The sequence below is a fragment of the Vagococcus sp. CY52-2 genome (assembly GCF_022655055.1).
GTDB lineage: Bacteria > Bacillota > Bacilli > Lactobacillales > Vagococcaceae > Vagococcus.
On record NZ_CP093384.1, the window covers coordinates 1,903,596 to 1,928,845 of the forward strand.

Below are 25,250 nucleotides of genomic sequence, written 5' to 3' on the forward strand. Positions count from 1 at the left end.
AGCTAAGAATGAAAGTAACACACGTCTTTTTTCTTAATATATCCAATTTTAGATTGTAAAACTAGACATTTTACTACCAAAAGACGCAATAAGTTGATGATTGTCCTTTTATCATTCCTAGTGTGCTATTCTAATCAACATGATATTATTTCCTTTTCCCTACCTACATCCGTTAGTTTAAGTTTAGAATTATATATACCTAAATTGTACTAGTAATTTTAAAAACGCCCCTGTCAATACCCCAAAGGCTAGCGAAAAATATGGTTATGTTGCAAAGGTTAATGAAGTGTGATTTTTCGATATAATGACTTTAACTAAAATGATTGGAGGAACGATGGTGAAATAATATTTTAAGAGAAAACCATACAACTATCAAAATATTATTGAGCCCGTTGACGTATACTGTCATTTTCCTTTAAATTATCGTGATTGTTCTATTATAATAATGAAGTTAGCCACACAACGATTAAAGAAATTGAGGTTGTTTCGGCACTATATAAAGAAAGTCGAAGAGAAATTAACCTCTTCGACTTTTCACGTGGGATAAAATTGAGCTCTGCTTAAAGCAGCATAGCCCATTAAACAAATTTGGGATGCGTCTGTCTAATTTTTTAACTTTGCAACACAAATACTATCAATTTATTGACACTTCTACTTAGCTTTAATTTATTTGTTATCAAACTTTTCTTTAACGTCACCAATAACTTCTTCTGTTTTGTCTTTTATATCAGAACCAACTTCTGTAATTTTACCTTCAACTTGTTTTAAAACACCTTCACCTTTTAATTCTTCATTGTCTGTAACATCACCAGCAGTTTCTTTTGCTTTGCCAACTAATTTATCTGTTTTTCCATTATTTGTCATAATAATAACCTCCTGTTCTTAATTCAATATCGTTATACTATCTTCTAATTCTTACTACTTGCTGAAGTTAATCATCTACTTTACTCTTGAACCCATAACATTATCCTCAATATTTGATACTTGATCGCTTAATTTATCTCTAACATCTGAAGTAGCTTCTTTTACGTTATCTGTCTTTTTAGAAACAAAATTACTCGTATTTTCTGCAGCTTCTGATAACTTATCTTGTACTGTTGTATTCTCTTCTTCGTATTGTTCTTTGGATTTTACATCCACAACATTTACATTTACCTCTACAACATTTAGACCTGTCATCTTTTTGACTTCTCTAGTAGTAATTTCTTTTATGCTATCATAAATGTTATTCATATTTCGACCGTATTCACAAACAACATCTAAATCGACAGCGACTTGTTCTTTACCAACCTCTACATCAATACCCGATGTAACATCATCTGTATTGACAATTTTTCCTGCTAAATTAGATAAAAAACCGCCATCAACAGTTAATAATCCCTCAATTTCTTCCAAAGCAATACCTATTATTTTTTGTATTACTTTATCATCAAACGTCAAATCTCCTTTTATTGTTTGATTTTGATTCTGTCCTTTAGTATCTGTTACTTTACTTTTTTTGTCTTCATTTTTATTACTCATTGTAATTCCTCCTTATATTGTATTAATTATATTAATCAACCTAAAAAATTTTAGATTGTAAATAAAAACCGATATAGCATCCAAGTAATGTGAATATTAGGACAAATAATGTTTTAAAGAAACCAACTATTATAATTGATAAACTAATAAATAGCCCTATAATACCAAATAAAACAGTAAGTTTGTAATCGTTCAAAAGTTCTTGTAACAAAGTTATCCCCTCCTTTAAATAACTCGACTTTTATTAGAATCGCTAGATTTATAGTTCTGAAAATTTACTCGAACTGTCATATTTTCCTCTATACCAAATAGGGTAAACAACCTATGTTCAATAGTCTTTGAAATACTTTCTTTTCTCTTAACTAAATCATTAGTGGATTCGTTAATATTGGCTTCTATATTAACGATAATTTTATTTTTTTTAAGAATAGATGTTACCTTCGGATCATTTAAAAAATACTCCTTTTTTAAAACATTTAGTACAAAATTATCAATTGCTTTGTTTTGAACTGATAAATACCCAGAACTTTCTTTAATTTTTATTTGGTTCTTTTTAATAGGGATAAAAAGAAGAACGACTATGGAGACCAAAGACATACCAATCCAAAAAATACTTAACCAAAAAATAACACTTGATAGATAGGTGTTAAAATATGGATAGTTTTGAATTTTAATTAAAGAGAAAGGTAAACTAACGGCATATTGTGAGATAGTAACAGCAGAAAATAAAGGAATAATTAAAGTCAAAATTAGAATAGTCAAGAATATTTTTATACTAGTTTTCAAACTACTCACCTTCTTTCGAAATGTAATTGTTTAATTAATTGTACTATATTTAAAAAAAAAAAGAAAGTAATTTAAGTGATAATGACAATAGAGATGATCAATTGATGGTTGTGTTACCCAGTTTAATTAAGGGTTGTTTTTCGATATAATAATTTAACTAATATTACTGGAGGAACGACGATGAATAAACATTTTAAGGGAAAATAAAACGACTATCGAATTATTATTGAAGTCATTGGCTTATACTGCCATTTTCCTTTAAGTTATCACGATTGCTCCATTATAATAAATAAAATGCAGCATTAAAATTAAACAAACAACGATTTATTACATGGTAAATTGTTGTATTATATTTGGAAAAAAAGAAATAGAAGTAAAAGGTTTAGTGATTCCTGGAGAATTTACGAGACGTATGTCAAAATGAAAGGGAAGGAGTATTACCTTTATCGTGCGATTGATTCAAATGGAAACTCTCTAGATATGTGGTTGCGAAATCATCGCGATATAGTCTCTACTAAAACTTTTATGAAGCAAATCATTCAAGATTATGGTCAGCCCTATTATATTGTGACGGATAAATGGGATTTTCTTCACTCAAGGTAATTAAAGAACTAAAAGAAAAAAGTATTCTTGATTAAACAGTGAGTCATTTTATACTGTTGCAGCAACGATTAAAGGATTTGAGGTTGTTTCGGTACTACATAAATAGGCTGTACACTAAATTGTGTTAATAGACTAAAATTAGAAAGTAGTCTAATTATGTTACAAAATGTTATTAGTTAGATTTTCTACAGATAATGAATCTCTTGAACCTCTCCTGACTTCTGTCATGAGAGGTTCAAATACTCTTTGTTTTTCGAAACGTGATAAAAAGGTTAAATTTAATCAAAAAAGACTGCTAGTATATTAATACATCTAACAGTCTTTTAATTTCTTTATTTTGTTTAAGTTTCGTGAACTGAAATGTTAATGATTATATAAAAAAGCAGATATTAGATAAAGTAAAGCAATGTGTGCAGGATAGAAGATATAGAAGAAGTACTTCATCCCTTTACCTTTTTGTCCGTTATACATCATAATAGGTATAATAGCAAATATCATAATCCATTGTGTAGACCCCATAAATAAATAGAATAACGCTGTTATTATAATCATCAAAATTTGTATGTTTCGCTTGTTTCTAAAAATATATAACAACGGTATCAATAACACCCTAATACCATTCTCAGCTAAAAATATTGCAGGCACAAACGTCATAATGAGTGTCATGATACTAGAATTTTGTAAAATGGTTGGATTAGATAAAGCAATACTTACTAGAATAGAAGAAATAAATGGTAACAAAATCAATAAAAAGCCACACAATATGTTTAATACTTTCTTATGTTTCTTTCCAGAAATAATTAAATCTATCCCCGCCATCATTAAAGTTCCGATAAATAAATCTCTGAAAATATTATTTATTAAAACCACTTGATCATAGTGTACAATTTTTTCCAAAAAGAATGTAAGGAAAGACATTAAAATCATTGAAATATAAAGTCTTAGCATGTATCTTTTTTTACTTTTGGTATGAGAAAAACCAACAACACTTACAAAAAAGAACAGAGTTGCTACTGGTCTTCCAAACCAATCTACCCAGTTTGGAATACCAAATGGTACAAACATTTGATGTATATGATCAATAAACATCAGTATAATGCCTATAATTTTAATATCAAAAATGGATAACCTCTTAGTCTTTAAAACATTATTCAAATTAATTCCTCCTAAAAAATCATGAGTGTACTATATAACAAATTCAGTAGTAAATACAAATTTAAACCTATTATTCAGATTAAATAATAGGTTTTTCATCTACCAAATAAACAAAATTAACTAACACTCTTGTTATTCATGTAATTTATTTAATACATTTTTGGGGATTTTAGTTTTTGATATCTCGTTAGGTCCTTTAGTAACACGTTTTTTACTTATTTCAGCTTTTACATATGAACCAGGTGTTAGTGGTTTTAATTGATCACTCTCTCCAGTTAAATCGTATTCCATTTTTTGTACACTTCCATCTTCTTTAACAAAATAAAAATCATAGCTGTAAGTTTTACTTCCAGCAACTACACTTCCATCTTGATATTTTGCGTCTTTTATTTCTGGAATTTTATCTGAAACTTTGGCGTAAGCAACTTCACTTTTATATGTTTCAGCATAATATTTATAACCTTTATATCCTACAAATACCATTACTACTAGTAATACACTTAAAATAACTTTTTTTATCATAAAATATCGCTCCTTTATAATTCATATAAAATATTTTTTTAAATTAATTAAACCTTCCAGACATATATAAAAGTATTAATCCTATGATAGATAGGATAGTTCCATAAAACATCTGAGAGATCATGGAAATGTCACCCAATAACAAACGAAAAAGGAACCACTTCCTACCAAAAACAAACAGAAAAACACCGATTAAAAATATAAAGACTCCTAAAATAACTAAAGGATTATCTACATAGTTAGCATTCATTGAATTCTCCCCATTTCTTACCGATATTATATAATAACGTGTAGTATTTTCTAATAATAAAATATATTTGATTGATCTATATTTTTTAATAATCATCTAATTCTTTAGGTATAACGATACTGCTATATAAAACTACGGTTAATACATAATAAATAGTATATAAAAATATAAATATAGAAAAAGGTATCCAAATTCCTTCGTATGGATTACTTATAAACTCTTTGAACATTTGTAAACCAAACAGTACATGGATAATACCTAAAATGCCAGGTAAAAAGAATAAAACACCGATTTCTTGTATGACTGCTTTTTTTAGAAGTGATTGTCTAGTTCCTATTTTACGTAACATTTGGAAACGTGCTTTATCAGTGTTAGCAGATGATAAAATTTTAAACATTAAACAACTTGCTAACATCGTTAAAAATGCTAATCCTAAAAAGAATCCCATAAATTGAAATCCAGCAGAGATAGAATTTATTGTTTGATATGTTTCATATTTTTGTGATACGTTATCCATTTCATTATTCGAATTCATACTTGGGTTATTACGATTATTTTCTAAAACTAATTTTTTGATTTGTGGCAAACTGTCTTTAAAGTTAACTACTTTGATTAGTTCTAGGTTTGTCTTAGGTAGATTTAGTATGTTAAACTCCGCATTAGAGACAAATTTTATCTCTTTATTTCTTTGGTCGGGTGTCATATATTTTTTTAAAATGGTAATCCCATCTTGATTTTCCTTTAATTGATTTCCAGTGTATTCATTAATTTTTTGATTATCTACATTTTTATCTTGTAATGGCTGCTTATTAAATTCATCTGAATTATAATATAAAGTATTCGAATCTTCTTTTTGACTATATTTTGCATCAAAATTTATATCTAAATCATTTATTTGTTTTTGATTTATCTTATCTGAATTATTTAATACCAAGTCATATGTTTCACTATTATTAGCTATTTTAATTGGCTGAGATCTAAATGCCAGACCAACGGTAATAGCCCCCATCGCTAGTGCAAATAAGATAGACACCATTGTTAAAATTTGAGTGTATTCCCTAATTCTAAAAGTTAATTGTGATAGTGTAAAGTTTGTTAGTTTTTTCATTGATATGGAATCAATATTTTTCATTAAACTCAAAACAACAATAGCAATCGCATGAAACAAGCAATAACTTCCTATTACTATAGTGACAAGTGCTACCTCAATTGAAAATAATTTATATGTTTGAATATTATCCAACATATAATATCCAAGACCTAAACTTAAAGATCCGAATATTGCTTCAAGTATAGAGAGAATTGGACGTCTCACTAATTTTTTCGCAGTTGATTGTTCGTTTAATAATTGTAAAATTTGTTTACTCACAACAGAACTCGAATTAATAAGTGATGTTATGATAAATAAAATACTAAAGATTGAAAGTGTCCAAACAATAGCTAGTAAGTTAAATGGTGAAAATCCTGTAACCACTATATCTAATTGACTCATTAAAAAATAATTAACAACATAAGTAAGACACACGCCTAATAAAATACCGATTAATGTAGCAGATAATCCTATAATAAATGTCTCTAAAAAGATTATTTGAGCAATTTTTTTAGTTTTTGCACCTAACATCATGAGCATGGCATACGTTCTTTGTCGTAATGTCATCAAAAAAGAATTGGCGTAGAGTATGTATACAATTGTAATAATAGTTAATAAAATAGTTCCTAGTTGAAAAATCATCGTTGCCATACTGATACTGGTATTTCCTTCTAAAAAAGCTTTATTTGTTGCAAGACTTTGAAACATGTAAAAAATAGCTGAGGCAATAGTTAAACCCGAGAAGAGAATCATATAATCTCGTAATCGACTCTTTATACCTGTCATAGATAACTTCCAAATCATCGTTTTTTCTTTCCTTTCTATTGCTCTAAATTACCTAAAGAGACTAAAATTTCTCGGTAAAATTCATCGCGTGATTTTTCTTCACGATTTAATTCTTGGTGTATTACACCATCTTTTATAAATAAAATACGTTTACAGTAGCTAGCCGAGAATGGATCATGCGTTACCATTAAAACCGATACATTATCCTCATAATTTAGCTCATTCATCATATCGAGCAAATCTTTTGCACTTTTAGAATCCAAAGCACCTGTTGGCTCATCTGCTAATAAAATGCTGGGGTCAGTGACTAGTGCTCTCGCTGCAGCGACACGCTGTTTTTGTCCGCCAGACAGAGCAGTAGGGTATTTGTCTAAAATGTCACTAATTCCCAAATGATGTGCTACAGTATTTATTTTATTTTTAATGATTTTAGGCTTTAAATTTTGTAATGATAGAGGAATCGCAATATTTTCTGAAGCAGTCATGGTTTCTAATAAATTGAAATCTTGAAAAATAAACCCAATCTTTTGTCCTCTAAAATCAGCTAATTTATCTCCTCTTAGTTTCATAACGTCTTCACCAGCTATTTTTACGTCACCGTTAGTTGGTTTATCAAGAGTGGACAAAATGTTTAATAAGGTTGATTTTCCTGAACCAGATGCTCCCATAATCCCAATGAATTCCCCTTCTTCTACATCAAACGTTACATCGTTTAAAGCAGTTGTTTGTTTTTCATTGTTTTTTCCATATACTTTTTTTAAATTTTTTACACTTACTACTAATGCCATATACATTCCCCTTAAAGTTAGATTTAAATAATAAAACCAAAGATATATATAGACCTTACACTAAATAAAAAAAATAATATATAGTACTTTAGTATGATTTATTTAAAACAACGTAGTTTAAGGTGAATACAAGAGATTTTTTTATATAAAAAGCTTTATAATTTAAAATAACTAGAAATACAAGCAGGTTTTTAGTCAGAATGATTAATTGTTTTTTTAACGATATTTTATTGGTATTTTTTAAAATTTTCATTGATTAATGAAGCTAGATAAAATATCGTTTGTCTACATAACTCAAAAATACTACTTCCAATAGTGTTTTATAATTTAATGATTTTCTAGGAATATTATTTCTTTTAAATGCGATAGATTGGATAAAAAATTCTTCAACTTTGTTGAAATCCATTTGTTTAGGCAATCCATCTTTACGTAATAAGCCATTAGAGTGTTCATTTAAGCCTCGTTGTGAGGATATTCCTGGATTGGCAAAATAACTATCAATATCATTTAGATTGCTGATTGATTTCCAATTAGAAAACTCTTTACCACAATCGAATGTGATTGTTTTAAATACATGGCATGGAAACTTTTTAAACCAATTATTTAAACTATTTTCGATACCTATGCTCGTCTACCTATTGGTTTTAACGTAATAATCACTTTCGACAGCCTTTCAATGAGTGTGATAACAGCACTTTTATGCCCTTTCCCAACAATTGTGTCACCTTCAAGGTGACGTAAGTCATTATTAAAGAGTTGATAATCCTTATGACGTTGATGTATGGTTCTTTTAAAGGCTTGTTTGTCATTTTTTTCTTTATAACCATTCGCTATAGATAGTCTGTTTTGCTCGTTTCAATTGTTTCGCAATGTATGTTCCTTTTTAACTTGATGGTAATAAGATGCTATCAAAACTAGCTCGTCTGTAGTCAGATGTGTATAGGTCATTTTTGATCACTCCCTTTGTTTTATTGGGGTGGAAAGACCATTTGAGTGTATCACAAATGATGTTTTTTAGTTGTCTAGCTCAATGTTACAATCGGCGACATTTAAAAAGCATCGAGAAGAAATTAAAAATACAGTTGAAACATCTTATTCAAGAAGTTTTTATAATTTTAAGCTACGACTACGACTATAAATTCAATTTACTTAAAATAATCTGTCTTTAAATCACCAAAAAAGATCTAGAAAACCAAATGGTTTCTAGATCTTAAATTCTAACGTATTACTCTCAACAACAGTAGTTGACAAAGAGATGATATTTTCATTCTTAAATCCTTATTTTAGAGACTTTTAAAAAAACTTAGACGGAACGAGTATACTACGAATTTAAATCATTTAATAATGTGAGAATAATAATTTTCTTCCAACACACTAATTAATCTCATTTCATGTTTGAGACTTTTTTATCTACATTATTGTCCATCAACATGATTTGGTGTACAGCCATTTATTTTTTACTTGTCAACTTAAATTGCAGCAAACTTGATTATTACCATTAATCAATAAAAATAGATTCATAGCTGTTTAGTTTATTTATTCCGTTTCAATTTCCACCCTAACAATCCTCCTGCTAACGTTAATAATAATAGTCCTGTACTTAATAATGATTTATTATCATATTCACCTGTAGATGGTAATTTTTGTTTACCTACGGTTCCTTTTCCAATCACCTTATTGTCTTTATCTTTGATCGTGATTTTATCGCCACCAACCCCTTTGCCGGATACTACTTGCTCTCCTTCTATTGGTTGGTTGACGGTTGGTTTATGGGCGTCTTTATCGAATGGTTTTTCAGCCACCGTTGTGGTCCCCGGGGTCCCTTCTTTGCCATCTGTCGTTGGGATAACGGTTAATTCTTCCCCTTTTTCTAACGGACGATCGGTTTTAACAGTAAACGTGCCATCTTCCGCTACGGTTCCTTTTCCAATCACCTTATTGTCTTTATCCTTGATTGTGAGCTCATCGCCACCAACCCCTTTGCCGGATACTACTTGCTCTCCTTCTGTTGGTTGGTTGACGGTTGGTTTATGGGCATCTTTATCGAATGGTTTTTCTGCCACCGTTGTGGTCCCTGGGGTCCCTTCTTTGCCATCGGTCGTTGGGATCACCGTTAATTCTTCCCCTTTTTCTAACGGTCGATCGGTTTTAACAGTAAACGTACCATCTTCCGCTACGGTTCCTTTTCCAATCACCTTATTGTCTTTATCTTTGATTGTGAGCTCATCGCCACCAACCCCTTTGCCGGATACTACTTGCTCTCCTTCTGTTGGTTGGTTGACGGTTGGTTTATGGGCATCTTTATCGAATGGTTTTTCTGCCACCATTGTGGTCCCTGGGGTCCCTTCTTTGCCATCGGTCGTTGGGGTCACCGTTAATTCTTCCCCTTTTTCTAAAGGTCGATCGGTTTTAACAGTAAACGTACCATCTTCCGCTACGGTTCCTTTTCCAATCACCTTATTATCTTTATCCTTGATTGTGAGCTCATCGCCACCAACCCCTTTGCCGGATACCTTTTGATCTCCTTCTGTTGGTTGGTTGACGGTTGGTTTATGGGCATCTTTATCGAATGGTTTTTCTGCCACCGTTGTGGTCCCTGGGGTCCCTTCTTTGCCATCGGTCGTTGGGATCACCGTTAATTCTTCCCCTTTTTCTAAAGGTCGATCGGTTTTAACAGTAAACGTACCATCTTCCGCTACGGTTCCTTTTCCAATCACCTTATTATCTTTATCCTTGATTGTGAGCTCATCGCCACCAACCCCTTTGCCGGATACTACTTGCTCTCCTTCTGTTGGTTGGTTGACGGTTGGTTTATGGGCGTCTTTATCGAATGGTTTTTCTGCCACCGTTGTGGTCCCTGGGGTCCCTTCTTTGCCATCGGTCGTTGGGATCACCGTTAATTCTTCCCCTTTTTCTAAAGGTCGATCGGTTTTAACAGTAAACGTACCATCTTCCGCTACGGTTCCTTTTCCAATCACCTTATTATCTTTATCCTTGATTGTGAGCTCATCGCCACCAACCCCTTTGCCGGATACCTTTTGATCTCCTTCTGTTGGTTGGTTGACGGTTGGTTTATGGGCATCTTTATCGAATGGTTTTTCTGCCACCGTTGTGGTCCCTGGGGTCCCTTCTTTGCCATCGGTCGTTGGGGTCACCGTTAATTCTTCCCCTTTTTCTAAAGGTCGATCGGTTTTAACAGTAAACGTACCATCTTCCGCTACGGTTCCTTTTCCAATCACCTTATTATCTTTATCCTTGATTGTGAGCTTATCGCCACCAACCCCTTTGCCGGATACTACTTGCTCTCCTTCTGTTGGTTGGTTGACGGTTGGTTTATGGGCGTCTTTATCGAATGGTTTTTCTGCCACCGTTGTGGTCCCTGGGGTCCCTTCTTTGCCATCGGTCGTTGGGATCACCGTTAATTCTTCCCCTTTTTCTAAAGGTCGATCGGTTTTAACAGTAAACGTACCATCTTCCGCTACGGTTCCTTTTCCAATCACCTTATTATCTTTATCCTTGATTGTGAGCTCATCGCCACCAACCCCTTTGCCGGATACTACTTGCTCTCCTTCTGTTGGTTGGTTGACGGTTGGTTTATGGGCGTCTTTATCGAATGGTTTTTCTGCCACCGTTGTGGTCCCTGGGGTCCCTTCTTTGCCATCGGTCGTTGGGATCACCGTTAATTCTTCCCCTTTTTCTAAAGGTCGATCGGTTTTAACAGTAAACGTACCATCTTCCGCTACGGTTCCTTTTCCAATCACCTTATTATCTTTATCCTTGATTGTGAGCTCATCGCCACCAACCCCTTTGCCGGATACTACTTGCTCTCCTTCTGTTGGTTGGTTGACGGTTGGTTTATGGGCATCTTTATCGAATGGTTTTTCTGCCACCGTTGTGGTCCCTGGGGTCCCTTCTTTGCCATCGGTCGTTGGGATCACCGTTAATTCTTCCCCTTTTTCTAAAGGTCGATCGGTTTTAACAGTAAACGTACCATCTTCCGCTACGGTTCCTTTTCCAATCACCTTATTATCTTTATCCTTGATTGTGAGCTTATCGCCACCAACCCCTTTGCCGGATACTACTTGCTCTCCTTCTGTTGGTTGGTTGACGGTTGGTTTATGGGCGTCTTTATCGAATGGTTTTTCTGCCACCGTTGTGGTCCCTGGGGTCCCTTCTTTGCCATCGGTCGTTGGGGTCACCGTTAATTCTTCCCCTTTTTCTAAAGGTCGATCGGTTTTAACAGTAAACGTACCATCTTCCGCTACGGTTCCTTTTCCAATCACCTTATTATCTTTATCCTTGATTGTGAGCTCATCGCCACCAACCCCTTTGCCGGATACCTTTTGATCTCCTTCTGTTGGTTGGTTGACGGTTGGTTTATGGGCATCTTTATCGAATGGTTTTTCTGCCACCGTTGTGGTCCCTGGGGTCCCTTCTTTGCCATCGGTCGTTGGGGTCACCGTTAATTCTTCCCCTTTTTCTAAAGGTCGATCGGTTTTAACAGTAAACGTACCATCTTCCGCTACGGTTCCTTTTCCAATCACCTTATTATCTTTATCCTTGATTGTGAGCTCATCGCCACCAACCCCTTTGCCGGATACCTTTTGATCTCCTTCTGTTGGTTGGTTGACGGTTGGTTTATGGGCATCTTTATCGAATGGTTTTTCTGCCACCGTTGTGGTCCCTGGGGTCCCTTCTTTGCCATCGATCGTTGGGATCACCGTTAATTCTTCCCCTTTTTCTAAAGGTCGATCGGTTTTAACAGTAAACGTACCATCTTCCGCTACGGTTCCTTTCCCAATCACCTTATTATCTTTATCCTTGATTGTGAGCTCATCGCCACCAACCCCTTTGCCGGATACCTTTTGATCTCCTTCTGTTGGTTGGTTGACGGTTGGTTTATGGGCGTCTTTATCGAATGGTTTTTCTCTCTCTACTGAAACTGCTTTAATTTTAGCGACACCTTCCGTAATTTGGCTCAGAACGTCTTTTCCAGTAGCATCAAAAGTACTCTTTCTATATTGTGACAATAAACTATCAACTTCTTTTAAAGCTTTTTCTTTTGCACCTTTTTTAGCATCTGTAACTGCATTTATTTCTGCCCTTTTAGATTTGGCCTCATCTTCAAATTGTTTAAACCCTGAATCTTGATTTGTAAAATCTTCGCTAGCTTGCTCTAATTTTGCTTCAATTGTTTTCTTATATAAACTATTTACATCAGACAAGCTATCAAAGTCAGTTACTTCACTTAAAGATTTCATATCGTCTATATAAGCTTTGTCTACAATAGATATAGACTTTTCAAAAGTTTTATTTTTTTCTTCTTCCGTAAAGTTACTTAGATCCATTATGCCTCTTCTATTGCTCTCAACATCCTGCTTAGAAAAAAGAAAAATAATATTTCTATTTGGATTAATGACTAGAGAAGTTCCATCGATAAAATGGATAACCGTATTACCGTCTACAAGAGCTCTTTCATTGTCAAATGCCTCACGACCTGAGAAATCAACTCTTAACATAACAGTAGGTTGCCCTAAAATATTAATTCCGCCTGTTATTTTTGCTTTAGGATTAGACTTAGTGCTATTTGTTCCATTATTTAATTGGAACTCGATATAATCTACATCAGTAGCTTTTTTACCATTAATTTCATAGAGTAGGTTTAAATAAGAATTACTACCATCTGTCTGTGCTGTAGATCCTGATTCAACTCTCAATATTGGTGGATAATATTGTTGTTTATAGTTTACTACAGTATCTGCATGAACAGTAATAGAAGATAATCCTGACAGAGTGTTTACATTACTAGAAATTGACTCTAAACCAATCATCGTCGTGATAATTGCTGCATAAACCCATACTTTTTTTACTTTCCTCCTTTTATATCTATGTATTTTATCTTGAGGTTTAGCATTTAAAAAGTTCACTATCTTCTTCTTTTGTTTATCATTCATAAATTAACACTCCCTATTTATATATTTTTTCACTGTGCTGATTAGTTTAATATTAATACAAAAAAGCAGCAGTTTTTTATCTATATTTGCTTTTTTATAACTTAAACAACACAATATGAAGCGCAATACATACTTTTTAACAATAAACAACCTTATAGCCATCATATTGTAGATATATATATATTTATGCCATTCGTTTTATATAAATGATACAATTTAAGTTTTAAAAAGTAAAGAATAAAGATCTAATTTCAAAAAATGCGCTTTTTTTATTATTTTACGTCTGATAAATATACAAAATTTGATTATACATTATATGGGTTTTACGGACTTCGTTTATTATAAGAAAATAGAGGTAAGTAGCGTACCCACAAAAGTTAAGCTGTATATTTTTGACATGGATAAAAAACTCACCTACCTTTATTTTTTTACATTTCCATTTGTCAAATTAATCTAGGCAAAATATCATTGTCTACATAACTTAAAAATACTACTTCCAATAGTGTTTTATAATTTAATGATTTTCTAGGAATATTATTTCTTTTAAATGCGATAGATTGGATAAAAAATTCTTCAACTTTGTTGAAATCCATTTGTTTAGGCAATCCATCTTTACGTAATAAGCCATTAGAGTGTTCATTTAAGCCTCGTTGTGAGGATATTCCTGGATTGGCAAAATAAATATCAATATCATTTCGATTGCTGATTGATTTCCAATTAGAAAATTCTTTACCACAATCGAATGTGATTGATTGAAATAGATGGCATGGTGGCTGTTTAAGCCAATTATTTAAACTATTTTCGATATCTATTTCTCGTATAATTATTGGTTTTAACGTAATAATCACTTTTGATAGTCTTTCAACGAGTGTGATAACATCGGTTTTATGGGCTTTCAAAAAAAGAGGTTGACTCAAAAGTAACTTTTTTATGAAAATTACTAAACTAAGGAAACAGAAATACCATGAAGTCATCGTTCTAACAAACTTATTTCATGGAATTTTTCTATTTTAAGACTTTTGGGTCCAGCCACTTTATTATTAAAGAGTTGATAGTCCTTATTACGTTGATAGATAGTTATTTAAAGGCTTGTTTGCCTCTTTTTTCTTTATAACCATTCGCTTTCCTTTTACCTTTCATAGGTAATGCAGTCAACTCAAACAGACCTTGCTTAAATAATCTATAAAGAGTACTGATAGAACATGAATTAGAAAACTCAGCACGACCAATAATGACATCTGGAGTCCATCCTTGAACAACCTTCTTTTGTTAGACGGTCTTAACAATAAAATTAAAGTAATTAAACGTGTGACCTATGGCTATCGAAACTTTCTACTATTCAAACGACCTATCTTTTTGATTCAAGATCAAGTTTTTCAGGTTAAATAAAAAAGCGAGAGAATTTCTTCCCTCACTTCAATTAATTCTATTTCATTTTTAAGACTTTTTTATCAACATTATTGTCCATCAACACGATTTGACATAGAGCCTATTTTCTTTGGTTGGAAATACAATTTAAGTATATCACAAACGTTTTTTTAGTTGTCTAGCTTAATTTTTAAATCGACGTTTTAAAAAGTAAAGCAGTATAATTATCAAAATAGTTACTAACCCTATTATAGAGAATATATAATTATACGATTCACCAGTTTTTGGTAATATTTTACTAAGAAGGCTTTTATCTGAATGATTTGTTGATGATCGTGTAATATTATGAGAATTAGTAATAATAATATTACCTTTGTTAGTATCATCTATGGTCATTGTATAACCATCTATTTTATCGATTTCTTTTACTGTATAAATAACATCAGTACCATTTTGCTTTAACGCTAAATCGTTCCATGTTGTTGTCCACTTGTTGGAATCATTTAATTCTACTGGTTTTCCTGACTTAATGCCATTTGCGTACAATTGAACAGAAATTTTATTCGGTCTTAATCCATCTTGGTTATTGCCATCATTCCATGCCTTTGTTACAGATACGCTAGTTTTTCCAGGAGTATAAGTATTGATAATATCCGTACCAGAAATTTCAGTTGAATAATCAGGAATAGTATTTTCTGTAATAGAATACACAATTTCTTTACCATCATTGAATTTATCTAAATCGGTAAAATTATAACTCCAATTATCTTTCTTTGATACTTCTTTGGAATCAACGATTTTGCCATCCGCTAAGAGGTTAACGGTAATAGAGTCTGGGCGTTTTCCTTCTCTATTATTGTCATCGTTCCATATCTTCCTGCCGCTAATAGCAGTTTTTTCAGGTGAATAAGTATTAGTTATATTATAACCATCAATAGATGTTGTATATCCATTAACGGGTTCTTCAATAACTGTATAAGTAATCTTTTTCCCATCTTTATATACAGGTAATCCGGTAAAACTATACTCCCAATTAGTCGTTTCATCGACTATTTTTTTAGCTTCAGGTTCTTTTTCATTTCCATTAGCAATTAAATAAACAGTAATAGATTTAGGTCGCTTTCCATCTTTATTGTTAGCATCATTCCACGTTTTGATACCTTTAATATCAGTCACTTCTGAAGTATAATGGTTAACTAAATTTGTTCCATTAATAGTAGTTTCATAATGAGGGATTGGTTCTTCTTGAATAGTATATTTTATTTCTTGTCCGTTTTTATATTTATCTAAATTATCAAATTCGTATGACCAAACACCAGACTTATCAGGTGTTACCTCTTGTTGCTTTATACGCTCACCATCTGCATAAAGATACACAATAATTGATTTAGGACGTTTCCCATCGTTATTGTTATCATCATCCCACGTTTTAGTTCCTGATATTTTTGTTTTATCTACAGCATGAGTATTTAATAAATTTATGTCATTTACTGTTAGATTGTATCCAGGTACAGGAATTTCCTTAATAGTATACTCTATTTCTTTCCCATTACTATTTTTAGGTAGATCTGTAAATGTGTATACCCAATTGGTTTCTTCTGTAACTATTTGACGATCAACTTCAACGCCATTTGCATATAAAATAGCTGTAATTTTATTTGGCCGAATGCCGTCTTGATTATCTTGGTCATGCCACAATTTTGATCCAGTAACTGTTGTTGTTTCTGGAGTATGTGTGTTTGTTATATTCACTCCATCAATCTTTGTTTCATATCCCTCTACTGGTATTTCCTGTACAGTATAGTTAATTTTTTTCCCTTGTGAATAGACAGGCAGATCATTAAATTCATATAACCAATTATCTGATGCCGTCACAATTTTTCGAGCTGTTTCAACGCCATTTGCGTATAAAATGATTGTAATTTTATCCGGTCGAATACCATCTTGATCATTGCCATCATTCCAAGTCTTTTCACCTTGAATCTTTGTTAATTCAACATCATGCTTATTTGTAATAATAATATTTCCATGATCAGCATCATCAACAGTTGTTGTATAACCTGGTATATTTTTAGAACCATTCACTTCTTCAACTGTATATTTAATTTTTTCTCCACTATCCATTAAAGGTAAATCCGGCCATGTTGTTGACCAGTTATTCTTTTCATCTAACAATACAACAGAACCTACCTCTACCTTACCTTTTTCAGTTTGTTTATAAAGTTGAACTTCAATACTACTTGGTCGAATATTATCTTGATTATTATTGTCATCCCACATCTTAGCGACTGAAACGCTCGTTTTTCCTGGAGTATAAGAATTTGTAATCGTTGTGCCATTCACTTCAGTTGAATAGTCAGGAACGGTATCTTCTGCAATGCTATAAACTATTTTCTTTCCATTCGCATATACAGGTAAATTTGTAAATTCATAAGTCCAATGACCTTCTGAATTAGGTGTTACAATTTTTTCATCTATTTCCTCACCATCTGCTAATAAATTAACAGTCACTGAATTAGGGCGCTTATTATCCTGATTATTCTGATCATCCCAAATTTTTTCACCGGATATTTCAGTCACTTCTGGACTATAAGAATTCGTAATGGTAGTAGATAATTGATCTCTATCTGTTGTGATAGATGAACTATAAGGATCTATTTCTCCTAACTCTTTCACACTATACTCGATTTTTTTCCCATTCGTAATAGCATCTAATTCATTCCATGTATATTGCCAATTATTGTTAGTATTTAATGTTATGGGATCTCCTAATTTTTGATTATTAGCATATAACTGGACAGTTATCTCTTTTGGTCTTTTACCATCTTGATTATTCTGATCATCCCATTTTTTGTAGACAGAATAATGTGTTTGATCGACGATGTCAATTGATTTTTCAGTCGATAGTACTTTACTAAATTTATACCCACCCAATACTGGTTGTTTATTATTTCTATTGTCATAATGAGTAGTAAATGCTTTATCTGAAGTAACTGTTGCACTTGCTGATACTATAAGTTTTGATTGTGATTCTTGCAAAAGATTTTTAGGTACTTGTATATATATTTTATTATTTGATTGCGGTGTTATAGTAACGTCCTTAGTCACATCACGTTTTTGACTCTTATCTTCGATTGACACTGTGTACTTGATATCTTTAACATCGAACGATTCAGTTGATCCTGACTTTACAATAGTAGTTGAAAAAATATATGTATCATCATCTTCACTTTCTTTAGATAATTCTGTTGCTTCATATTGAATATTATTAATAACATTTAACGAATCGGTATACGTTGGATTATAAAAATTTTTATTTTTATTTGCTTCGTTAATTAATGCAATAACCTCAGGATTATTTTTAATTACATTACGACTCATCGGAAATTGTGTAGGATTAGTAAAATGCCAAATTGCTAATTGTGTATAGACATACTTATTGTAAAAATTAGCCTTATTAAAGCTATCTATAGGACTTTTTCCACCACTTTTATTTGGTGTGTTTTTATTCCATTTAAGGTTTTCAATATTATTATAAAAATTTGACGATAACCAATTAATTTCTGGTATTAATTGTTTACTAGGTTCTAACGTATTTAATTCTCCATCAGTTGGATTATATTTGCGTTCGTCTAAACAAAAGTACATATTATTTTCCTTATCTCCAATAATAGAAATATTAAAAACATCATTAGCACTGTTCAATTTAACAATATCTTCCTTAATTTGATATCCATAGACTAGGTAAACACGATCATCAATATGTTTATTTTGATTAGGTAATATCCCCGTGATTTCTGAATTCGATGATGCCCATACCAAATCAGTTTTAATAACTAGACAAATAGAAAAACAAATTAGCATCATAATAAAATATAGTTTTTTCAATTTTTTCTCCTTTAACATATTTATTTAAATTTTCATTTTAGTTTAAATTATACCGTAAAAAATACTTTGTAACAACATTTTTAAGATAGTGTCAATAACTTTATTGCTAGGCAGTGATAGTGTTCTAAGTAACCTGAAAAACAAAAATCATTTATGATGTACTCAAATTGTCTTTCTAACAAAAGAAAACAAGGAGAGTAATCACAAATGATTTTTTTTAGTTATTTTGCTTAATTTTACAATCAACATAATTTGTTTACATTTAATTCAAATTTTTTTCAATAGTATTTTTTGCCTCTAACATGTTATCAATCACATAATTTCTAAATTCTTCATTTACTCTAAATTTCGGCATACTAACACTAAATGCTCCTTCAATCCGTCCTTGTTTAGTCATTATAGGCATAGCAATACAATAACAATCTTCTTCCATTTCCTCATCATCATAGGCAATATTCGTTTCTTTTATTTTCTGTAATTCTTTCTTCATCAAAAATTTATTAGTAATAGTATTTTCTGTATAAGCCTGTAGCGGAACTGTTTTAAAGTAGTGATCTAATTCTTCATCATTATATGCCGATAAAAATACTTTTCCCATTCCTGTCGAATAAAGAGGTTTTCTTGCTCCAACCTTAGATGACATATAAATCGACTTTTCCTTAGGTTCTAGTTTATCGATATAGATCAATTCATTATTATTTGACATCCCTAAATGAATTGTTTCATCTACTTCTAACTGAAGTTTTTCTAAACTGGGCTCAGCTATGTTTTTTAACATCGAATTACTTGAATATACTTGACTATATTTTACTATGCTAGGACCTAAATAATATGTTTTACTTTTTTCATTTCGTGTTACATATCCAATCAGTATTAATGTATCTAATATTTTTAACGCGGTAGATGTTGTCAGCCCTGATAATTCTGCAACCTCTTTCAGTGTAACATCGCCTGTTGTTTCTGCTAAGCAATCTAATATTTTAGCCGCTTTAATCAATACTGTTCCATATGGTTTCAATTGATTGTCTTTCACGCTTTCACCTCATTATTTCCTAATAAGAAACGGAATATTCTTATTAGGAAATTGTACCATAGATTAGTAAAAATAGGTAGTATCCTCTTAACCTGCTCACTTTTCAAGCCAACTAGCTAGTAGGTTAATGTATTTATCTCGTTCTTCTACAAACGGCATATGTCGACTGTGTTGAAATAACTCCCAGGTTGCGTTTGGAATTTCATCATACATTGTTTTGGCAAGTACAGGGGTACACAAGTCATTCGCCCCACTAATAATTAAGGCAGGCACCTTAATCTGATGCAATTGAGCGGTATAATCAAATGTTTTTAATGTTCCCATAGGAAAGAATTCATTTGGTCCCCACGCATACAGATAAGCTTGCTCTCCTCTGGTTTTTTGACGTCTAAGAGGTTCCGGAGATGTTTTAGTTGGCATATCACCTGCATGTCGTTGCATAAATAGGTCATTTGCTTTTAAATACTCTGGTTTTGAGAAATCATTGTTTGCTTCAGCATATGCTATAGCCTCTTGCTCTTTTTCATCCATTAATTTGATTAAACGATGTTGCTCTTGTTTCCATAATTCCGCAGACGATAAGGTACTCGATAAAATAATACTGTCTACACCACTAGGTTTTTTGTCACACATATATTTAAGAAGCAACATCCCTCCCCATGACTGCCCAAGGATATGTACTCTCTCTAGACCTAAATATTCTCTTAATGTAATCAACTCATCTAGCCATGTTTTAGCTGTCCATAGCTCTGGTTTATTAGGAATAGATGACAAACCACACCCTAATTGATCATACATGATTAGTTGCCGCCCATCCTCTGCCAGTTCATCCAATAATTCAAAATAATTGTGTGTCGACCCTGGTCCTCCATGTAACAACAATAAAGGGGGTTTTTCAGATGCTTCTCCGACAATGCGATAATATGTTTGATAATCTAAAAATGGCATGTATCCTTCGGTAACCTTCATTTTCTCTCCTACTTTCTCATGACTATTTATAAAGTATCATATCATTTACACACAATGAAACCTACCTCTTCATGTTAAAAGGTAGGTTCATATTTATTTTCTGATGAAAATTATTCTAGATAAGTGATTAAAAAATACAACATCTTTTTTATTAATCCAATCTCTTACAATAATAAATAAAAAACTCGCCCACACAAAATATACGATAAGTGAATACAATAGTTGGAATAGAATCATATAGATATTCTCTGAATAAAAATCATAAATACTTTGCCCCAAACGACTGACAAGTGACGGAGTAAAAATAAGAATAAAACGATAGATAAGCGACGTGATGGGTTTCTTTTCTGGCAAGCGTATTGTGAGTTTGATTATTTTCCCTCCTACAGTTGTCCCTTTCATCATAAAAGGCAGAACTACCATGAAAAGAAAACTTATCACTAATTTTATTGAATACATATCACTTTCTCGAAAAATAAACGTTGATAACAGCGAGCCAATCATTTGAGAAACAGCCAATGTTAGTAGGACTTCAACTAGTTGAGACCCATAGGATGCAATATGATCGGATGTGTAACTATCATCTTGTTTATGTAGTTGATCTCGACTCGGAACAAAGAATAATAATATTGGCGCAACAAAAAAGCCAATCATTCCTCCTAAAGTATTCATCATCAAATCATCCACATCAAATAAACGATATGGGTACTCATAGTATCCAAATAAAGCCGTTAACTGTGATACCTCAAAAAATAATGTCGTACTAAATATAATCGGTAATGCGACGCACCATTTGTTCGCTTTCTTAAAAAAGAAACGTAAATACACCCCTAAAGGCAATAGTAACATGATATTAAAAATAACTTGTAAAAACGTAAAAGACTTCACTAACTTGATATATGTCCTAGGATTGCCTGCTTCAAATCCTGGTATGGTTGTAAAATCCTTTAAAAAATTAAAAGGTTTTAACTGAGTATACACATGATGCTTAAATTCTATATCGTGTCGATTTTTAGGTAGTGGCAAGCTCACTAGAAAAAAAGCGGTCAAACAATAATAGATAAAACTAAAAAATACTAAGTTACGCCAAAAGTTAAAATAACCATATTTTCGGTATTGATAAATCGTCCACGGAGCAGTCCCAATAAATGATATTACAGCAAAACAAATAATTGCCGTTGATAAGGGGACAGCGTATGATGGCATAATATTCCCTTCTTTCTAAAATTATAAATTTTTCTTTTACCTTCCATTAATCACTTTATATAAATCAACCATTTCTTTGGCTAAATCAGTAAAGGATATACTCGTCATCAAATGGTCTTGACTATGTACAGTAAGAAGTGTTACCTCTATTGGATCTCCTTGAGCTTCTTTAGTTAGCATCTCCGTTTGAGATTGATGCGCCCTTATCAAAGATTCTTTCGCCTCATTTAAACTTACTTCTGCTGCTGAAAAATCGTTTGCCTTTGCTGCCTGAATTGCTTCCATCGCATGACTTTTAGCATCTCCACTATGCATAATGAGTCCCATAACCATTTGCATATTTTTCTCATCCATCACACATCACCCATCCTTATGTCTATAGTCATTCATCGCTCAAAAAAGGTATACATAACGCTGACCTAATTTTAGTTCACTTTCTTAGGATTTGTCAATAAAATAAAAGGTTCATAAATGGGCTGGCTTAACCTCTTAGACAGTCATTATACTGTTATTTTTTAGTTGTATCATTTGGTGTTGTAGATAAACTTGATCCGGTTGTTGTATCAAGACTTTCGTTGATTACTGCCGTGGTTTGAGTGATGACTTTACTTCCTAATTGTTTATTAAATTCATTCATGGTTTCATTTGAAACAAACGTCTGTTTAATTGGCATGCCCATTTGATATAAAATGTCTGTTGGAATATTGGATAATGCGTTTTTGGGGTTAGTCAAAGTCGTCAATTTCTCATGTAAATGGGGCCTTTATCTACCTAATCATAACGTTTAGAAGCTTGATAAATACCAAACGCAAGTAGTAATACAATCATGAGTTTCCTAATTCATGTTCTATCCGTACTCATTCTAGATTCTTTAAGTAAGGCCTGTTTGACTTGATCGCATTTCCTATGAAAGTTAAAAGGAAAGCGAATGGTTATAAAGTAAAAAGAGGCAAACAAGCCTTTAAAAGAACTATCCATCAACGTCATAAGGATTATCGACTCTTTAATAATAAACTTGGCCACCCTCAAGGTGACACAATTGTTGGAAAAGACCATAAAAGTACTGCTGTCATACTCGTTGAAAGACGATCAAAAGTGATTATTACGTTAAAATCAATAGGTAGAAGAGCAATAGATATCGAAAATAGTTTAAATAATTGGTTTAAACAGCTTCCGCGCCATCTATTTAAATCAATCACATTTGATTTTGGTAAAGAATTTTCTAATTGGAATTCAATTAGTAATTCGAATGATATTGGTATTTATTTTGCTGATCCTGAAATGTCATAGAAAAATAGATAATTTTGTGATAATTCAATGTTGTATTGTTTTTCTATTGGTAATCGGATCACATTCACACATGAAAATATTCAGCAGAGTCCACTATGACGCTGATTCGTTACTTGGTGAGTATCCACCTCAATTGAAAAGTTAAAATTATTAACGTCAATTGAAAAGTTAAAATTATTAACGTCAATTGATTGGATATTTTCTGCTGCTTTAAACAAGCCACTAGTTGTCGCAGCTGTTTGGGCAACTTGATTTCCTCAGTTTGAATTGAAAGCTTTCTTCATTTCATTGAGTCGTTCACTAGTAAGTGGTCTAGACATATAAAACACTCCATTCCTAAATTTATCGTTTTATTGATACACTTATATATCACTCCATTTGTATGTATATCTCTCGTTTTTTTGGGGAATCTCACACAACTTTTTATGGTGTGTTAACTAAATTTTTGTACAAAATAATAACTGCTTACCTAAAAAGATAAACAGTTATTTCGTTATTATTTATTTGTTGTTTGGGTACTATCTTTTGCCATCTCTTTTTGTACATCAGTTAACCAGCTAGCTTTTTTCTTGTTATAGATGATTAAAGGGATACTAAATAGAATACCGACAAAGATTAAAACAAAGATTAAGTTTTCAATCGTATTACTCATAAAGGTTAACGTTAAAGCAAACACGATAGTTACCATCAGTAAACCAGCAAAGAAGAATCCAAGACCATTTCCTTTTTTACCTACACGGAAAGGGTGTTCTGTATCAGGTGATTTTCTTCTCATCGCAATAAATCCTAAAGCCATTAATGTATAAGCTAGACAATAGATCATTGTGCCACTATTTGTGATAATAACGAATACTTTGTTAATTCCAGGGATGACAACGTATGCTCCTGACAAAATAGTAATCGCAATCGCTTGAACAAATAGTAAGGTATTTGATGAGTTAAATTTATTTGTTTTCCAGAATTTGAATTTTTCTGGGAAGTCTCCTTCTCTTGCACTTGCAGTGATTGTTTTTTGAGCACTGATAAACCATGTGGACATATTAGTCAACACACTCACAATAGAAAGTAAGCAGAAGATTTGGACAACAAAATATGGTAATCCTAAACGATCAGCAAACAATTGTAATGGCTGAGCACCATTGTTTAATTGGATTTTACCTGCTGGGATAACATTTGCTACTAAAAATGAGTTAACCAATGAGAACAACGCTAATAAAATAAGGGATGTAATAACACCTTTAGCATATTGTTGAGATGGTTTTTTCAGACGAGTAATAAACACAGAAGACATCTCTATTCCTAAGAAAATAAAGATAATCCCACTAAAATACATTCCAGAACCACTGGTGAACGATTTAGGAACTAATTTTGACCATGAAAAGGTTCCTAATATACTATCTGGGTTTAAACCAATTTTTACAAAGGTAAACACACCAAGTATAAATAGCATCACAACAGGAATATACAAACCTAACCAAATACCAAATTTACCATTTACTTTTGCCATGTCGAATTTTAAATTCAACAGTGTCATACACCAAACTAATCCTAAAATAACCGCCAATGTAAACATCGAATTCTCGATTAAACTTTCTTTCTTCAGTAACAACGCAACCATTGGTGCAAACCCAGTTCCTACTACAACCATAGAAGGAAACATCGCTGCCCAAATGAGCCAAGAGGTCACAAATCCCCACTTAGGTCCCAGGGTGTTTTTAACCCACAACTCTGGACCACCTTGACCAGGAAATGTTGTCCCAAACTCTCCAGACATTAAAGCAATTGGTAAAGCAAACCCAATCACGGCAATACCCATGAATAAAAACATGTTCCATCCTGTTGCCGTCAATGTTGAATAATACGGACCTGCTACAAGAGAGAATGTTAACCCAATAAATGTTGCTAATGTTATTTTTGATAAAGCACCTTTTTTACTTGCAGTGTTATTTCCTTGTGCATTAGTTGCTACCGGTTTAACACTTGAAGCAGTAGATGCCTTACTACCACTTTTGTTTTCCATAATACGTTCTCCTCACTTATT

The 25,250-nt window shown here is 32.4% G+C and carries 17 protein-coding genes and 6 pseudogenes; 4 read left to right on the forward strand and 19 right to left on the reverse strand.

Annotation, left to right across the window (positions count from 1 at the left end; genetic code table 11):
* Nucleotides 1–459 precede the first annotated feature (459 nt).
* Nucleotides 460–554, forward strand: a pseudogene (locus MN187_RS10660) (IS6 family transposase); the annotation flags it as partial.
* A 112-nt stretch (nt 555–666) separates the two neighbouring features.
* Here the strand turns inward: MN187_RS10660 and MN187_RS09165 are convergent.
* The 4 genes from MN187_RS09165 to amaP all read right to left on the reverse strand — a co-directional run bounded on the left by MN187_RS09165 (nt 667) and on the right by amaP (nt 2,307).
* On the reverse strand, nt 667–864 hold the full coding sequence (locus MN187_RS09165) for a CsbD family protein (RefSeq protein ID WP_241699527.1): 198 nt from the start codon (nt 862–864) through the stop codon (nt 667–669).
* 75 nt (nt 865–939) lie between these two features.
* On the reverse strand, nt 940–1,521 hold the full coding sequence (locus MN187_RS09170; protein WP_241699526.1) for an Asp23/Gls24 family envelope stress response protein: 582 nt from the start codon (nt 1,519–1,521) through the stop codon (nt 940–942).
* A 40-nt stretch (nt 1,522–1,561) separates the two neighbouring features.
* The gene (locus MN187_RS09175) at nt 1,562–1,732 is read right to left on the reverse strand and encodes a DUF2273 domain-containing protein (RefSeq protein ID WP_117973682.1); all 171 of its coding nucleotides are present in this window, start codon (nt 1,730–1,732) and stop codon (nt 1,562–1,564) included.
* A gap of 14 nt (nt 1,733–1,746) precedes the next feature.
* Nucleotides 1,747–2,307 (reverse strand): alkaline shock response membrane anchor protein AmaP, encoded by a 561-nt coding sequence (gene amaP, locus MN187_RS09180; protein WP_241699525.1) that lies wholly within the window; start codon nt 2,305–2,307, stop codon nt 1,747–1,749.
* Nucleotides 2,308–2,526: 219 nt separating this feature from the next.
* Between amaP and MN187_RS09185 the strand changes: the two are divergent.
* Nucleotides 2,527–3,013, forward strand: a pseudogene (locus MN187_RS09185) (DDE-type integrase/transposase/recombinase); the annotation flags it as partial.
* Nucleotides 3,014–3,273: 260 nt separating this feature from the next.
* Here MN187_RS09185 and MN187_RS09190 read toward each other — a convergent pair.
* The 7 genes and pseudogenes from MN187_RS09190 to MN187_RS10665 form a co-directional block, all read right to left on the reverse strand.
* On the reverse strand, nt 3,274–4,065 hold the full coding sequence (locus MN187_RS09190) for a TraX family protein (protein ID WP_256463828.1): 792 nt from the start codon (nt 4,063–4,065) through the stop codon (nt 3,274–3,276).
* Between the two features lie 132 nt (nt 4,066–4,197).
* The gene (locus tag MN187_RS09195) at nt 4,198–4,587 is read right to left on the reverse strand and encodes a DUF1093 domain-containing protein (protein WP_242093897.1); all 390 of its coding nucleotides are present in this window, start codon (nt 4,585–4,587) and stop codon (nt 4,198–4,200) included.
* A 335-nt stretch (nt 4,588–4,922) separates the two neighbouring features.
* Nucleotides 4,923–6,731 (reverse strand): FtsX-like permease family protein, encoded by a 1,809-nt coding sequence (locus MN187_RS09200; protein WP_242093900.1) that lies wholly within the window; start codon nt 6,729–6,731, stop codon nt 4,923–4,925.
* Nucleotides 6,732–6,748: 17 nt separating this feature from the next.
* Entirely contained in the window at nt 6,749–7,501 is a 753-nt protein-coding gene (locus tag MN187_RS09205) for an ABC transporter ATP-binding protein (protein ID WP_117973691.1), read from the reverse strand.
* Nucleotides 7,502–7,766: 265 nt separating this feature from the next.
* Nucleotides 7,767–8,329 (reverse strand): annotated as a pseudogene (locus MN187_RS09210) (IS30 family transposase); the annotation flags it as partial.
* A gap of 704 nt (nt 8,330–9,033) precedes the next feature.
* Nucleotides 9,034–13,455 carry an Ig-like domain-containing protein gene (locus MN187_RS09215; protein WP_242093902.1) on the reverse strand — a complete coding sequence of 1,474 codons (4,422 nt, stop codon included), beginning with the start codon at nt 13,453–13,455 and terminating at the stop codon, nt 9,034–9,036.
* Nucleotides 13,456–13,898: 443 nt separating this feature from the next.
* A pseudogene (locus MN187_RS10665) lies at nt 13,899–14,724 on the reverse strand (IS30 family transposase); the annotation flags it as partial.
* Here MN187_RS10665 and MN187_RS09230 point away from each other — a divergent pair.
* Nucleotides 14,722–14,844 (forward strand): transposase, encoded by a 123-nt coding sequence (locus tag MN187_RS09230; protein WP_233519210.1) that lies wholly within the window; start codon nt 14,722–14,724, stop codon nt 14,842–14,844. The pseudogene MN187_RS10665 and the gene MN187_RS09230 sit on opposite strands and share 3 nt — an antisense overlap.
* 162 nt (nt 14,845–15,006) lie before the next feature.
* Here MN187_RS09230 and MN187_RS09235 read toward each other — a convergent pair whose 3' ends face one another.
* From MN187_RS09235 to MN187_RS09260, 6 genes are all read right to left on the reverse strand, one after another.
* Nucleotides 15,007–18,711: a Cna B-type domain-containing protein gene (locus tag MN187_RS09235; protein WP_242093904.1), complete on the reverse strand. Its 3,705-nt coding sequence runs from the start codon at nt 18,709–18,711 to the stop codon at nt 15,007–15,009.
* A 262-nt stretch (nt 18,712–18,973) separates the two neighbouring features.
* Nucleotides 18,974–19,744: an IclR family transcriptional regulator gene (locus MN187_RS09240; RefSeq protein ID WP_242093906.1), complete on the reverse strand. Its 771-nt coding sequence runs from the start codon at nt 19,742–19,744 to the stop codon at nt 18,974–18,976.
* Between the two features lie 96 nt (nt 19,745–19,840).
* Complete coding sequence (gene pepI / locus MN187_RS09245; protein WP_242093908.1) at nt 19,841–20,713, reverse strand: proline iminopeptidase; 873 nt, start codon at nt 20,711–20,713, stop codon at nt 19,841–19,843.
* A 93-nt stretch (nt 20,714–20,806) separates the two neighbouring features.
* Nucleotides 20,807–21,919: a VanZ family protein gene (locus MN187_RS09250; RefSeq protein WP_117973869.1), complete on the reverse strand. Its 1,113-nt coding sequence runs from the start codon at nt 21,917–21,919 to the stop codon at nt 20,807–20,809.
* 36 nt (nt 21,920–21,955) lie between these two features.
* Nucleotides 21,956–22,276, reverse strand: a complete 321-nt coding sequence (locus MN187_RS09255) for a PTS sugar transporter subunit IIA (protein WP_199500931.1) — start codon at nt 22,274–22,276, stop codon at nt 21,956–21,958.
* 151 nt (nt 22,277–22,427) lie between these two features.
* Nucleotides 22,428–22,652, reverse strand: a complete 225-nt coding sequence (locus MN187_RS09260; protein WP_242093910.1) for a hypothetical protein — start codon at nt 22,650–22,652, stop codon at nt 22,428–22,430.
* 95 nt (nt 22,653–22,747) lie between these two features.
* Here MN187_RS09260 and MN187_RS09265 point away from each other — a divergent pair.
* Nucleotides 22,748–23,197, forward strand: a pseudogene (locus MN187_RS09265) (IS30 family transposase); the annotation flags it as partial.
* Here MN187_RS09265 and MN187_RS09270 read toward each other — a convergent pair.
* Both MN187_RS09270 and MN187_RS09275 read right to left on the reverse strand, forming a co-directional pair.
* A pseudogene (locus MN187_RS09270) lies at nt 23,182–23,427 on the reverse strand (C1 family peptidase). The pseudogenes MN187_RS09265 and MN187_RS09270 overlap by 16 nt on opposite strands.
* Nucleotides 23,428–23,705: 278 nt before the next feature.
* A complete protein-coding gene (locus MN187_RS09275; protein ID WP_241699606.1) occupies nt 23,706–25,229 on the reverse strand; it encodes an amino acid permease in 1,524 nt (507 codons plus the stop codon).
* Nucleotides 25,230–25,250 lie beyond the last annotated feature (21 nt).